Here is a 15012-nt window from a genome sequence, read left to right as displayed (position 1 = left end):
TTTGTCTAAAATGCCTCCTAAATTTAGTCGGCTGATGGATTACTTTCCTAAAAATTTCAAAGATACCCGCCGAGGAGTTATGCAGAAAATAACAGGAGTATACCTCAAAATACATTGAATAATTTTTAAGAGCCCATAACTTAATTGGGCTACCGAAAAATTAATGAGAGGAGATTTCAATGAATAAGAAACAATTACTTTCGATTCTAATCTCTGGTGTACTTGTTACGATGATATCTACCAGAACTTTGGCACTCGAGGCTAAACAAAATAAACAAATGCAAAATAGTAATAATAACCCACTCGTCTTAGATCCATTTGATAGCGATCCATTCTTTCAATCAAATAACGATGTATTCCAGCAAATGTATAAAATGCAACAAACAATGGATCAATTGATCAAAAACCAATTTTCACAAATGCAAAATAGCCTCATGAACCAACCGAATCAAAATTTATTCGGTAGTGCAAGTAATATACAAATTCAAGAGAACAACAACGAAATTATCTATAAAATAAAGCTACCAAAAGGTGCTGATAGTAAGGTCGATGTGTCTGTCAAACAAGGGCTATTGGTGGTAGGTACTAACATAACGCAAAAAATAACTCGAGAAAATAATAACAATAAAAGTGTCAGCTATTCCCAGAGCAACTACAGTCAATCATTCCAGTTGCCACACGGCTATGATCCAAATTCAATGGACACAAAAATGAAAGATTCAAATTTAATTGTGACTTTTAAGAAATCACTTTTGCCATCGTCTTCATTGAAGAGTTAAGCCACAACAAGTTCATGATAGTATAAGATGATGAACCGTTACCGATAAAAGAGAGATTTTACTTATGTAAATTTACTTTATCGTAACCGAGGAAAGGAGCGCAGGGTGAGACTTAGGAGTATGGAATATTCGTTGCCGCTCGGTAGATGAGAAGAATTGAACCATATCTTTGACCTGCTGCAAACTTATTTGGGCATTGATTAAGTCTAATCGAACCTGCGTTGAAGTTTGTTCCCTTTGGTTTACCAAAAAAAGGGTGCTATCGCCTTCATAGAACTTCTTTATTTCACCGCGCTCTACTTTCTTTGCTAAGCGCAAAGAATGGGTGAGTAGGTTAATCTGCTGGGTGTACATTCTGATGGCGATAAAAAGATTGGCTAATTCATTACTTAATTTTTCATAGATAAATTTTTTTTTAGTTTTAATTTGTTGAAGCTCGCTGGTGCTACTTAAGAGTCTTCCTTTTGCTTCACGCTGGCAAAAAGGAAATTTAAAAGAAATACCAACCAGCGCCGCTTGTGGAATTAACCTTGGGTATCCTCCGCTTCCATATTGTTTGGAGGTATAGGCCATGGCATCCAAGTTAGGTAATAAATCATTACGGGCTAAATTTTGTTTCATTTTAATGATTCGGTAATAACTTTCCATTTTGCGAAGGGCTGGATGACTTTTTAATTTTTCAAAACTGGTTGATGTTTTAATGCGTTTATCCATTATCTGATGAGGTAGTTGTGAAGTTTTTGGTTTTAATCTTCTACCACGTCCATCCCGATAATAAATTGAAAGGTTTATCGCGGCCTGCTCTAGCATCATCTCGCCCTGATTTACAAATTGCTCGCGCTGGATCATCATTTGTAAATTTTCTGCTATTGCCAATTTAGCTAATTCCCCCTGGGTTGCTTGCTTTGTAATAGCATTTTGCCTCTTTTGTGCTAGGGAGAGCAAATGCCTAAAAGCTTTTAGTTGAAATCCAGCTTCAACCCATCGCCAATAAGCTTGAATGGCTTCTTGATATATTTTTATTTTTGTTGAAGCTGCATTTTGATTGTTTAGATGAATTGTTTCTGCTTGGGTAAAAAGAGCCGTTCTTTCTTTATCAATTGCTCTGTTCCTGAGCAAAGGAAAAGATAAGCCCACTCGATATTCCCCTCCAGAATTGGTGAGGTAATTTTGGTAATAGATGGGCCAATCACCTCGTCCAATCCGGTATCCGCCAAACAATTTCAAGCCATTTTTTAGTGTGGGCACTACTACTTCGTTATCTATATGCGTATTAACGTACCCACCAAAAGGTTGAGAGCGGCTGTTAATGTTCAAAGAGGGGTCGAACTTGCCAAGTGCACTGATATAATCCCCTTGAGCTTTGCTTATTTCTAAATAAGCAATGATCACTTGTGGATAAAATTGATCAACTTTTTCAAGGATATCTGCCAGCTTTAATTCTTGGTTGGCCCTGGAAAAGCTGTTTGGGGAGCACAAAAGAAACATGATTAGAAAAATTGCATGGAAAAGACTAGTATATTTTCTAATTAAATAATTAATCATAACTTCCTGTACTCATTATCGCTTTCAGGAGGGAACCCATTGAATTGACGCCAAAGCTCATACCATAACGGCACTTTACCTAACTGGATCCAGCCATGAACTAGGACTCCTTGTCTTAAAAATCGTATGTTAGGCCAAGGCTCGTTTGGCACAATAACCGCACGGAATAGGCCCTGACCATTATCTGTTGGATCAATGAAAGCAACAGTGCCGCCAAAAGTTCCTACAGCAATTTCAGGCCATCCGCGAAATTGAATCGCCGGCCAGCCCTCAAATTGCAGCTGGGCCTTCTGATTCAAGCGAACAAAGGGAATATCGTTCCCATCTATCCAAAGTTCTACGGCTCGTGACTTAGTTTCAGGAATAATTTGCGCTAAAATTTGTCCCGCACTCACAACGACACTTTTTTCACCCGTCAACCGCTTAAAAATAGTACCTGCTACATGCGCTTTAATCACTTGAGTTTTTTGTCGGGCAATGCGTATATCGATATTAAGTTTATCGATGTTAGCTTGTGCGAGATCATTTTGATATTTTGCATATTCAATCTGAGCAAGTTCATATTGACGTTTTGAGTTGATGCCTTCGTTATACAACCTCTTCTGCCTATCCACATTAGCTTTTCCTGCCGCTATTGCTTGCTTTGCTGCTTCGACTCTAAGTAAGGTTGCTTGTTTTTCAAGCTCAAGGCGGGACAAAAGCTCAGGATCGTTATCGGATACATCGACTATCGGATCACCTGGTTTGACGGTCATCCCCTCATCAACATACCATTTTTTTATTCGTCCACTAATGGGTGAATTGACAGTATGTAATCGCTCTGTCGGGGAATAGGCAATAACACGGCCATTGCCTAATGCAAATTGTTGCCATGGAGTTAACAAAAGGATCAGCACCACGCCTAAAAAAATGGGTAAGGTTATGAATATAACTGTTCGGGGTTTAGGTAATTTTTTTAAAATGGCATAGGAATAGAGTTTCATAAATTCACACTTAAAAAGTGAGGGGATAATGGCAAGTCTGATCGTTTACTTAAGATGATTAAAAGGGTTCTGTCTAAGCTTTGTAATAAAATTAATATTTCTTGAAGTGTCTGTGAGTCGAACAAGTCGAGGCTCCTATCGATAACCAAAAGCTGCGGTTTTAAGAAAAAAGCGCGCGCTATCATCAGTTTTGTTAGCTCAACTTCAGTAAATACACTTTGCCAATCATAGATTACGGTCTGAAGGTCTTCGGGTAGCTTTCTAATTTTTTCAATTAAACGTAATCGCTCAAGTAAAGCATAGACTTCTTTGTTTGCAATACTCTTGTGACTTAAAAATAGGTTGTCGTAAATACTGCCTGCAAACCATTGGACACCCGTAATAAGAAGGCTGTGATGGCGAAGGGGGACAAGATGCTTATTATCACAGGGGACTCCATTGATATCGATTTCCAAGAGATTATGTTTTGTGAAGCCGAATAATTCCTCAACAAGATTCTGGCACAAGTCGGAGCTGTCTGTTTTTATGATGAGAGGTCGGCTAAGTGTGACTACTGCTTCATAATTAGCATTAAATTGTAATCGAATATGATCTAATGGAGAGAGAAAACCGAGTGATTTTTGTACTTTCTCAGTAGGAAGATTGAGGAGTGCACCTATTTTGTCTGATGATGCCCTCAAGTCATAGTAGTTTTCCAATAATGTTCCGAATCGCTTGAATGCATAGATGAATGATCCGAGAACTATCTCCGATGCGACCAACTGGCCAAGACTTAATTGGTTATTGATAACAAGATACCCACCTAAACCCAGTAGAAGGCTAGTTGCCAGAGCCGATAAAACATAAAAACCAGTTTGCTGCTTGATTAGTTCTTTAAAATGTTGATTTCTCACCTTGAGGAATTCGACAAGTCTGCGATCTGTTTCTCGAAGGACAAATTGATCATAAAAATTGAATTTGAATAAAAAGCGGTTGATCAGAATTTCCTCTAGCCATGTGCCAATCTTGTGTTTCTTATCACATTCCTGTTTTGCAGAATCCATGGCTTTGCGGTGAGGAAGGAAAACGATGAGTAGAACGCTAATGATAATAAAGCCATCAAAAATAATAAAAAGAGGATGATAGGCCAAAAGCAAAATTAAGCCAAAAAACACTTGTAGCCCCAAATTGATTCCATAAATTAACAAGCTAGCAAGCGATTTTTTTACAGTTACAATTTCAAAAAAGCGATTGACTAATTCAGGCCCATAGTGGGTTGAAAAACTATTTATTGATAAGTGGGCGAGTTGTTCGGTTAGATTTAAGCTTATTTTTACCATCAACTTCTGTTGAATTGTTTCTATGATAATCAGCTGCCAAACACTCAGGGCTCCCAAACTAGCCATTAAGATGAAAACCATAAAGCTTAGAGTAAACACGGGCTGCAATAATTTGCCAAAGGCAATTAAATTAACCAATGTCTGGGCAGCAATGGGAACAATCAGAGACAAAATACTGACCAACACACTAATAATGACAATTGACAGAATGGTTGACCTATCTAATGCTTCTGCTGTGAGAGAAACTTCCTTCGTCATTCTTTCTGTCCTTATCTTTTGGATAGCTTCCCAGTGCAATACTAAAAATCATTAAATCACTAATGCTTAAGTTTTTTCAATAAAAAAAATTCAAGGGATTCTATCGCTTTACTTTGATTATTTTTTTTCAACAGGCAGACACGAATATCTTTCAAAGACGGTAAAAATTCGAAATCTAAGCGCTCAAGATAGGGAGGAATTAAGGTTCGTTGGATAGCGGTTATACCTAATCCAGCGCGCACAGCTGCCATTTTACCTGCATAACTTGGGCTACTATAAACCAATCTCCATTTAATTTTATTTCTATTCAGTGAATTAATGACATTGTCTCGATAAATACAAGGTGAAGGTGATAACACTAAGGGAACTACCCCATTTTCAGAAAAAGTTGGTAGTAGTTCTTTTTTGCCTATCCATTCAACAGGTTCAGACCAAATATTAACCACAGGCGTATCTTCTTGTGAATTAGTTTTAATCAGAATTAAATCGAATTTATCCTGATTAAATTTATCTATTAGGTTTAGTGAAAGATCACATTCAACATTGAGGATCACTCTTGGATGCAACCGTCCAAATTCCACTAAAACATCCGATAAAATCATACTCGCAAAATCTTCAGGTAAGCCGAGTCTAATCTCCCCATGAATTTCAGGTGCTTTGAAGTAATCAAGTGACTCACGGTGTAATTCATAAATTCGTTTTGCATAACTTAAGAAGAGCTCCCCATCGGTCGTCAGAGATAGAGTCTTACCTCTATTAAACAGAGGTTTTTCTACCAGGTTTTCCAGTTTGGCAATCTGTTGACTAATCGCTGATTGAGTGCGCCCAACTCGTTCAGCGGCTTTAGTAAAACTGTTGGTTTCTGCTACAGCGAGAAAACATTGCAAGGTAACCGTATCAAGCGACATTTATAAGAATTCCTTATAACAAAAATAAAAATTTTTAATTTTACTAATATTAGTATCGCTTATATATTAAATCAAGAAAAACATAAATTCTAATGGAGTCGCTTATGAACTTATCGAACTGCAATGAACTGTTGTTTGTTGCAATATTGCTGCCTCTTATTATCAGCACGTTTATCAATCACTTAGTCAGTGAAAAAAAATCAGTAATAGGTGCGAAATGTTCTTCTTTTTTAACAGGGATTGCCTTGATTATTGGTTTATTTACACTTTTCACTAACCCAAGCAGAAGTTTTACTGCCAATGAATTATTCAGCTTAAGCAATTTAAGCTTTTTAACAGCCGCTTTGATTTTATTTGTCAGTTTTGTCGTTCATCAATTTTCAAAGCGCTATATGGATGGAGACAGGCACTACTGCCTGTATTTCCGGAGGCTATCCCTGATTACTTTAACGGCTACTGTGATGGCTTTTGCTAATCATTTGATCCTTTTCTGGTTCGCCTGGTTCCTTAGTAATATTCTCTTAGTCATTCTGATGATCCATAAGACAGAGTGGGAAGCGGCAAAAAATTCCGGCATTTTGACAATGAAAATCTTGATGCCTGGCAGTTTGGCACTTCTCCTTTCCTTTACGTTGTTTTACATTCTGACTGGAAGTTTTTCAATTGAATCAGTTAACATCCAATTAAAACAATTCGATTCGCCAATCTTGACTGCGGCGATTTTGCTCGTTGTTTTTGCGGCGTTTACCCAATCTGCAATTTGGCCATTTCATCGTTGGCTTTTAAGCTCACTCAATTCGCCAACCCCTGTTTCTGCCCTGATGCACGCTGGTCTAGTAAATGGTGGAGGATTGTTGTTAGTCAAATTCTCTCCCATCTTGATGGGCGATCAAGCTATTCTCAATTTAGTGTTTATATTAGGGGCAACAACTGCTTTCTTAGGGAGTCTATGGAAATTAATCCAGAATAGCATTAAACGAATGTTGGCTTGCTCTACGATGGCCCAGATGGGCTTTATGATGATGCAGTGCGGGTTAGGTCTATTTCCAGCTGCAGTGGCTCACTTATGTTGGCATGGATTATTTAAATCGTACTTATTCTTGAGCTCTGGTTCAGTTGTCCAGCAACGCCGTATTGAAACTCGCTTCTTCTCTGCAAAAAGGTTTAGTCTCTTTTTTGCAATGTTGGGCGGGTTAGCAAGTGCTTTTAGTTTTGCGATGGTCACTGAGAAGCCAATTTTTCCTCTCCAAGCAACAAGCTTTCTCTTAGTTTTCACTTTCATGGCAGGGGCGCAATTATCTGACACATTAATAAGGGCAAGCAATTTTAAGCTTATGAAATTGCTCGTAATCATGGTTTCTTTCCTGACGGGTTGGTTATACGGAGAGAGTATACACCTGATTGAATTTTTCACAGGTATTGCAACAGTCCAATCCACTTCGCTCAATGGGGTGCAAGTAATAGCATTAATCCTGTTTGTAACCGTATGGCTTACGTTCAACCTAAGAAACTATCTACAACTGGAAAAGACAAAACTATGGGCCTTCATTTATACAAGAATGCTCAATGAGAGCCAACCGCATCCTAAAACAATTACCACTAACCGTAAAACTTATCAGTACTAAGGGGTTAACATGAAACTTCACCTATCAGATTCACTCAATCAGCAACCAGCGAATAAGTTTAGTTTTGAGAGTAACCAACCTAAGAGCATCTCTGCCATGGTGGCTAATGCTGCCACATTGCTTACACCGGTATGGCCGCTTGAAACATTCATTGCATGTAATTCCTTGCATGGCTATGAATCGTTAAATTTTGAAGAGGCTGTCTTAGAAAGTCAGCTTAATAAAAATGCACAAGTGGAGCCCAAACTTGAAGAAGTCAATCGCCAGATGATTAAATGGTGTAGCGCTTTTCTTGATTCAGGGCAAAGCGCCATTACTATGCCGAATAAGGAAAAAGGGTTTTATGCGGCTTTTATCAGCTTAGCCCTTTACGATAGTACATTACACCAGAAAAACAAAACAAATAAATCCTGGCTTGTAAGTTTACCTCATAATGCTGAACAAGCCATAATCTATTGCTTTAAACAGCTTGGTATCCCATCTTGCGAGCAAGAAAAGTTTATTGAAAGAACATTATGTTATTTACCTGGATGGGCAGGGTATATCAAATGGATGGGTGAATGGTCTTCGCGAAGCTCCCGATTTTCCAGTAATTTGGTTGATTTCCTTGCTATAAGATTGGTCATAACTTGTCTTCTTTGGCCTGAAGCTGGAAAAAAAACAAGTCATGAAAATCAATCTTCACTGTCAGCAGAGTTCCTCAAGGAAATGAAAGCGAAAGAACGATGGTTCAGAAACGATCTTTTAATTAAAATTTTATACGATCTTAAGACAAGCAAAAAAGACATGGCCAGGCCAGATGCTCAGTTGGTATTTTGTATTGATGTTCGATCTGAACCTTTCCGTCGTGCCATCGAGAAACAAGGTTGTTATGAAACATTAGGATTCGCAGGTTTCTTCGGTTTACCGATCAAGACTTGTGATGTCGACACTGGAAAAGATAAAGAGTTATGTCCTGTGTTATTGAAACCCAAATTTACCATTGATGAGACGCCGGTTGATTCTCAATTAAGCTGTGTTACCCGCCATAAACAGGGCAAAAAAATTAAAAACACTTTGAGCAATGTGTATTACCAACTTAAATATAACTTCTCTACGCCTTTTGCACTCGCTGAGTTTTTGGGAGCTTGGTGTGGATTAACTATGTTTATGAAATCTTGTTCACCCATTATGTATACCCACTTAACTAATTGGGTAAATGAGCTGATAGCACCTTCATTAAGGACAAAGCCAGTTTTTGACCCAGATCCTTCTAAACCTAATCGTGGGATTGCAAAAGAGGAACAATTGAGCTACGCAGAGGCAATACTAAGGTTGATGGGGTTAACCAAAAATTTTGCTAAAGTTGTGCTGCTTTGTGGCCATGGGAGTACCACCCAGAATAATCCCTATGCCTCTGCTTTGGACTGCGGTGCTTGTGGTGGAAACCCTGGAAGCACTAATGCAAAATTGCTCGCCACTTTATTAAATAAGGCGGATATTCGCACTGGACTTGCTGAAAAAGGAATAATCATCCCATCCGATACCGTGTTTTATGCTGCCCTGCATAATACAACCACCGATGAAATTACTCTCTATACCGATCAGAAAAAGCCTATGAACCAAGCCATTCTGAGAAAGCTTAAGATTGCATTCGCTGATGCAAGAAAAGAGACGAATATTGAAAGAAAGGCCAAATTAGCAAAATCTGCTTCCAAAGCAGACGACATTGTCAGAAGAAGTTCTGATTGGTCCGAGGTAAGACCGGAATGGGGGCTAGCCCGAAATGCTGCATTTATTGTGGGGCCTCGTAGTTTAACCGAGAACATCAATTTGGATGGAAGGTGTTTCTTGCACTCTTATGATTGGCAAGAGGATACGCACGGTAGTTGCCTTGAAACCATTTTAACTGCTCCAATGGTCGTAACTCAATGGATTAATAACCAGTATCTGTTTTCGACTCTTGACAATATTGCTTACGGAAGCGGCAGCAAAATTACCCAGAATGTTACGGGTAAAATAGGTATCATGCAGGGTAACGGAAGTGATCTGATGCACGGTTTACCTCTCCAGTCTGTGAAAAGCGATGATAGGACTAATTATCACGAGCCTTTAAGGTTATTAACTATTGTTTATGCTCCGAAGCATTTAGTGACTCAAATCATCGACAAGCACGAAATTTTGAAAAAATTATTTTTTAATCATTGGGTTTCATTGGTTGTCATCGACCCCACGGCTCGTTCAACTTACAGCCTCAATGAGAAAAATACATGGGAAGTAATTTAATGAAGGGATGAGAAATAATGGACAAATATAAAAATAAGCAAGTCTTATTGGCGACAAAGCACGCCAAGGAGCAAGTCATCCAACCCGTTTTTGAATCTTTCCTTCATTGCCAAGTTAATACGGAGCATTTTGATACGGATAAATATGGGACATTCACTGGAGAGATTCCCAGACCGCTTAGTCCGTATCAAACCTGTATTTTAAAAGCAAAAGAAGCGGCAGAAAAATTTGGTTATGAGTTAAGCATTGCCAGCGAGGGAAGTTATGGGCCGCATCCATTTATACCGTTCATACCTGGAGGGCATGAAATTATGGTTTTCTGGGATAAATCCAAGGATTGGATTATCGCAGAGCAATTAATTACGGAAAAAACCAACTACAGCAGAATCTATGTTGATTCGTCGACCAATATTGATGACTTTTTAAAAAAAATGGGTTTCCCAGAACACGCACTGATTATTCAAACTGCAACCACGAAACAAATCATTGCTAAAGGAATTAATGACATTCAATCACTTCAAACTTATTTAACTACAGGTTACGAAATAGAAGATCGCTTGTTGCTTACAACCGATATGCGCGCCATGATGAATCCTACAAGGATGAAAATTTTATCCGAATTAGCAATTAAACTTGCGAATCGCATTAAAACTAACTGCCCGCATTGCTTGGCACCCGGATTTGGTTTTAAAAAAACGCAAGACAATTTATTATGTCAAATTTGTAATTCACCCACTACTCTTTATAAATTCGAATTATATGGTTGTGTACAATGTTGTTATGAGGAATCTAAGCCAAGACAGGATGGTTTGGAGTATGCCAATCCTGAGTTTTGTAATTATTGTAATCCCTAATATATGGTAGGGTTTGGAGCAACGATGAGTAAAAAACGCGCTTTAGTTGGTATTATTATGGGGTCAAAAAGTGATTGGAGAATATTATCCCATGCAGCAGAGACACTTGAGACTCTAAGTATAAATTATGAAACCAAAATTGTTTCTGCCCATCGCACGCCAGACAGATTAATTGAGTACGCAAATAATGCAGAGTCTTTAGGCTTGGAAATTATTATTGCAGGTGCTGGTGGGGCTGCTCATCTGCCCGGCATGGTTGCTTCAAAAACGATACTTCCAGTATTGGGGGTTCCTGTTCCGCTAGAAATATTAAATGGACTAGATTCGTTATTGTCCATAGTTCAAATGCCATCAGGAATACCGGTTGGTACTTTAGCAATTGGAAAAGCTGGTGCCATTAATGCCTCGTTATTAGCAGCTGCAATGCTCGCAAATAAATATCCAGACATTAAAAGTAAGCTAAAATCTTATCGTGAAGAGCAAACCCGTAAAGTGCTTGAGGCCGATTCACCACAATTAGGAACCGTTTAAGATGAAAATTGGCATTTTGGGTGGTGGGCAATTAGCAAGAATGCTATCAATGAGCGCCCATACTTTAGGAATTAAAACCATATGCCTCGATCCCAATAAAGAGGCTTGTGCAGAAAACTTAAGTGTAGTGATAAAGGGAGAGTACACCGATAAAAACGTTCTAAAGCATTTTTTAGAGAACGCAGATTTTGTGACGCTTGAAACAGAAAATATTCCCCTAGATGCAGTGGAGTTTATCAATAGCATAAAACCTGTCTATCCTTCTATCAATGCGTTAAAAATTTCACAAGATAGGTATCTTGAAAAATCCTTTCTTAAATCGCTTGGTATCGCAACTGCTGAATTTACCGAAGTCAATACTATGAAACAGCTTGAGGATGGGATTGATAAGATTGGTCTACCAGCCATATTAAAGACGAGGCGTATGGGATATGATGGAAAAGGACAATTCCTTATCCGAAATCATTCTGAATTGCCGTTAGCGTGGCAAGAATTGCAACAGCAACCCTTGATTTTGGAAAAATTTGTTCCTTTTCAATATGAAATATCGCAGATTGCTGTGCGCAACAAAAAAGCTGATATCCAATTTTATCCATTAATACACAATCATCACAAAGAAGGGATATTGCGCTGGTCTGAGGCCCCGTTCAAAAACAAAGTTCTTGAAGAAGAGTGCAGAAGAATCACAACGATCATTTTAGATGAGTTAAATTATGTCGGGGTTATAACGGTAGAGTTTTTTTATGATGGACATAGGGTAATGGTGAATGAAATTGCTCCACGAGTGCATAATTCTGGGCATTTAACCATTGAAGGTGCGGCAACGAGTCAGTTTGAAAACCATTTGCGGGCAATTTTTGATCTTCCTTTAGGAAGTGCCTCCTTTTTAGGCGATTGTTTTTTACTTAATTTTATAGGGGAGATGCTCCCCATCCAAACCTGCTTGAAGTATGCGGGGGTTCATTACCATGATTATGAAAAAACACCACGGCCTAATCGGAAAGTAGGTCATGCTACCCTCGTCAGTTGGCAAACTTCCAGCTACGACAAGACAAAACAAGAACTAAAATCCCTTTTAGGAATCCATGAAGATGGATAAGAGGAGATTATTAAAGTGAAAAATTTTGCAATCCATAACTTACACTCAATCGGTACATAACTAATCTGGTGCTGGATAAAATATGACTACTGCCCTTGTTTGGTTTAGACAAGATTTACGATTAACCGATAATCCCGCATTATTTGAGGCCTGTACCCGGCACAAAAACATTATTCCTCTCTATATTTTGGATGGAAAAAACAGTGTTCTTGGACAAGCACAGGCGTGGTGGCTTCATCATAGCCTTAATTCGTTAAAGAATTCGCTAAATGATAAGTTGGGGCTAAAACTTGTTTTACGCAAAGGCAATCCCTTGGAGGTTATTTTAGAGTTAGTTAACACCTGCTCTATAAACGCTATTTATTGGAATCGTTGTTACGAACCTTTAGTCATTGAACGCGATAAGCGAATTAAGAGTTCCATGCAAGAGCTTGGATTAGAAGTGCTCAGTTTTAATGGGAGCCTATTGCATGAACCGTGGACTATTAAGAATAAAAGTGGCGATTATTTTAAAGTGTTTACTCCTTATTGGAATGCTTGCAGACAACCCCTTTTCCCGCAACCGGCTAATGAAATAATCAATCGACCTACCGGCATAGATACTGTCAGTGATAAACTTAACGAATGGGGGCTTTTACCGAGCCTGGGTTGGGCTTCTCAATTCCCCGTTTTTTGGACTCCAGGTGAGGAGGGGGCGCAACAAAAATTATGCCATTTCATAGCCCATCATCTTAATGGCTATAAGACAAATCGTAACTTCCCTATAAAACAGGCTACTTCACGACTATCTCCCCATCTACACTTTGGTGAAATAAATCCGTGGTCTATTTTAAGAGCTGTTGAATTAGCAAAGCTGGATCCCAACTGTGACTTAGTTTCTGCAGAACATTTCTTATCAGAGTTGGGTTGGAGAGAATTTTCTTATTATCTTCTTTACCATGTGCCGACCTTGTCCTATGAGAATTTTAAAAAAGAATTTGATGCTTTTCCTTGGCATAACGATGAACAATTATTAACATGTTGGCAAAAGGGAATGACAGGTTATCCTATTATTGATGCAGGGATGAGAGAGCTATGGGCTACTGGCTATATGCATAATCGAGTACGTATGATTGCTGCATCTTTTCTCACTAAGGGATTGTTTATTGATTGGCGCCTAGGGGCTGATTGGTTTTTGGATACCTTAGTTGATGCGGATCTAGCCAATAATAGTGCAAGTTGGCAGTGGGTTGCAGGCTGTGGTGCTGATGCTGCACCATATTTTCGTATTTTTAATCCGGTGCTACAAAGTCAAAAATTTGATCCTGATGGGTCATATATTCGTCGTTGGGTTCCTGAACTGTCTTCTTTAAAAAATGAGGTCATCCATGCCCCTTGGGAAGCGGTTAATTCCGCTGAGATTTACGGACAAACCAAATATCCAAGACCTATAGTTAATCATAATGAAGCTCGCGCCATCGCAATGGCTTATTATAATCAGTTAAAAAAGAAGAGAAGTGTATGAAGCCTTATTTTTTAATTTTTGGCTTTGGTTACACAGCTAAAGTACTTTCATCAAAACTGATATCACAAGGTTTCAGGGTAATCGGGACAAAGCGTTCGCTCGATGAACAGGAGTCCAACGGCTCTCAAGGCGTCAAATTAATTGATTTTAATTCCCCCAAGATGGAAGATTATATAGGTCAATCGAGTTATATTTTAATTGCTATTCCCCCCACAAGCACCATGAGTGACTTAGTCTTAACAAAATACGGCGGCTTAATCAGAAAGCAAGCTCGTCATTTTCAATGGTTGGGATATCTTTCATCTACCGGTGTCTATGGCGATCATCAGGGGAGATGGGTTGATGAAAAAACCGTGTGCATACCTCATACGCCAACGGGTATTACACGGTTAAAAGCAGAGCAAGCCTGGTTATCGTTTGCAAAACTAAATCAATTGCCTCTTCATGTCTTTAGGCTATCGGGTATTTATGGACCAGGGCGGAATGCGATTGAACGATTGCAAAAGGGGAAAAAGTACAGCGTATTTAAAGAAGGGCAGGTTTTTTGCCGTATCCATGTAGGTGATATAGCTTCTGTTCTTCTAGCGTCGATGAATGCCATTAACCCCCTATCTATTTACAATGTATCGGACGATGAGCCAGCACCCGCGCATACGGTAGATCACTATGCTGCTGCTTTGCTCCATCGGGAGCCGCCACCCTTAGTTCCATTTTCAGAGGCATCTTTATCACCAATGGAACAAGAGTTTTATGGTAATAACCGGCGTGTTTCTAATTTAAAAATGAAAGAGGAGCTTCATGTAAGCTTGAAGTACCCTACCTTTCGCGAAGGTCTAGCCCAAATTTGGAGAGACGATTTTGCACCTAAAAAACATGGCTAAATTGATTATTTGGATTGTTGTCTTTCAAGCGATCGGATTTTTATTAGGGTTGTTCACACAAACCAATATTCATCCATGGTATGAGAGCCTAAATAAATCATCTTTAACCCCTCCAGGAGCAGTGTTTTCTATTGTTTGGACAGTACTGTATGTTTTGCTGGCAGTAATTGGTTGGACTTTGTCAGGCCACAAAAACGAACATCATTATAAATCAATCTATTATTTATTTGCGGCGCAGATGCTTATGAATTGGCTCTGGACGCCACTCTTTTTCCAGCTTCATTGGTTGAAATTTAGCGCCATTTGGCTTGTTAGCCTAACCGTCTTGAACTGGGTTATTATGATGAAAGTTAAAAATAAACAAAAAGGGATCACTTTATTGATCATACCTTATGTTCTCTGGCTTATTTTTGCTTCTTATCTCAATGTTGTGATAGCGGTCATGAATTAGACAGACTCTA

Annotated in this window: 13 protein-coding genes; 9 read left to right on the top strand and 4 right to left on the bottom strand. The window is 38.9% G+C overall.

Translation table 11 applies throughout. From position 1 onward, the window contains the following. The first annotated feature begins 179 nt into the window (after positions 1 to 179). Entirely contained in the window at positions 180 to 779 is a 600-nt protein-coding gene (locus LMI_RS10620) for an Hsp20/alpha crystallin family protein (RefSeq protein ID WP_045099778.1), read from the top strand. A 72-nt stretch (positions 780 to 851) separates the two neighbouring features. Here the strand turns inward: LMI_RS10620 and LMI_RS10615 are convergent, their stop codons facing one another. The 4 genes from LMI_RS10615 to LMI_RS10600 are packed head-to-tail and all read right to left on the bottom strand — an operon-like array spanning position 852 to position 5792. After that, positions 852 to 2324, bottom strand: coding sequence for a TolC family protein (locus LMI_RS10615; RefSeq protein ID WP_045099777.1), 1473 nt, complete (start codon positions 2322 to 2324; stop codon positions 852 to 854). Next, entirely contained in the window at positions 2321 to 3307 is a 987-nt protein-coding gene (locus LMI_RS10610) for an HlyD family secretion protein (protein WP_045099776.1), read from the bottom strand. Before LMI_RS10610 ends, LMI_RS10615 begins: the two co-directional genes overlap by 4 nt. Then, complete coding sequence (locus LMI_RS10605; RefSeq protein ID WP_045099775.1) at positions 3304 to 4884, bottom strand: ABC transporter transmembrane domain-containing protein; 1581 nt, start codon at positions 4882 to 4884, stop codon at positions 3304 to 3306. Before LMI_RS10605 ends, LMI_RS10610 begins: the two co-directional genes overlap by 4 nt. 59 nt (positions 4885 to 4943) lie before the next feature. After that, positions 4944 to 5792 carry a LysR family transcriptional regulator gene (locus tag LMI_RS10600; protein WP_045099774.1) on the bottom strand — a complete coding sequence of 283 codons (849 nt, stop codon included), beginning with the start codon at positions 5790 to 5792 and terminating at the stop codon, positions 4944 to 4946. A 104-nt stretch (positions 5793 to 5896) separates the two neighbouring features. Here LMI_RS10600 and LMI_RS10595 point away from each other — a divergent pair, with 104 nt between their 5' ends. From LMI_RS10595 to LMI_RS10560, 8 genes are all read left to right on the top strand, one after another. After that, entirely contained in the window at positions 5897 to 7417 is a 1521-nt protein-coding gene (locus LMI_RS10595; protein WP_052679538.1) for a proton-conducting transporter transmembrane domain-containing protein, read from the top strand. 9 nt (positions 7418 to 7426) lie between these two features. Beyond that, a complete protein-coding gene (locus LMI_RS10590; protein ID WP_045099772.1) occupies positions 7427 to 9682 on the top strand; it encodes a DUF2309 domain-containing protein in 2256 nt (751 codons plus the stop codon). 17 nt (positions 9683 to 9699) lie between these two features. Next, positions 9700 to 10536, top strand: a complete 837-nt coding sequence (locus LMI_RS10585; RefSeq protein WP_045099771.1) for a DUF6671 family protein — start codon at positions 9700 to 9702, stop codon at positions 10534 to 10536. Positions 10537 to 10560: 24 nt separating this feature from the next. Beyond that, the gene (gene purE / locus LMI_RS10580; protein WP_045099770.1) at positions 10561 to 11067 is read left to right on the top strand and encodes a 5-(carboxyamino)imidazole ribonucleotide mutase; all 507 of its coding nucleotides are present in this window, start codon (positions 10561 to 10563) and stop codon (positions 11065 to 11067) included. Between the two features lies 1 nt (position 11068). After that, a complete protein-coding gene (locus tag LMI_RS10575) occupies positions 11069 to 12166 on the top strand; it encodes a 5-(carboxyamino)imidazole ribonucleotide synthase (RefSeq protein WP_045099769.1) in 1098 nt (365 codons plus the stop codon). Between the two features lie 82 nt (positions 12167 to 12248). Further along, on the top strand, positions 12249 to 13670 hold the full coding sequence (locus tag LMI_RS10570; RefSeq protein WP_045099768.1) for a cryptochrome/photolyase family protein: 1422 nt from the start codon (positions 12249 to 12251) through the stop codon (positions 13668 to 13670). Then, positions 13667 to 14551, top strand: coding sequence for an SDR family oxidoreductase (locus tag LMI_RS10565; protein ID WP_045099767.1), 885 nt, complete (start codon positions 13667 to 13669; stop codon positions 14549 to 14551). The genes LMI_RS10570 and LMI_RS10565 overlap by 4 nt, the downstream gene beginning before the upstream one ends. Beyond that, on the top strand, positions 14544 to 15002 hold the full coding sequence (locus tag LMI_RS10560) for a TspO/MBR family protein (protein ID WP_045099766.1): 459 nt from the start codon (positions 14544 to 14546) through the stop codon (positions 15000 to 15002). Before LMI_RS10565 ends, LMI_RS10560 begins: the two co-directional genes overlap by 8 nt. Positions 15003 to 15012 lie beyond the last annotated feature (10 nt).

Source organism: Legionella micdadei (assembly GCF_000953635.1).
GTDB classification, from domain to species: Bacteria; Pseudomonadota; Gammaproteobacteria; order Legionellales; family Legionellaceae; genus Tatlockia; species Tatlockia micdadei.
The sequence above is the reverse complement of the archived record's forward strand: the minus strand, read 5'-3'. Positions and strand labels throughout refer to the sequence as shown.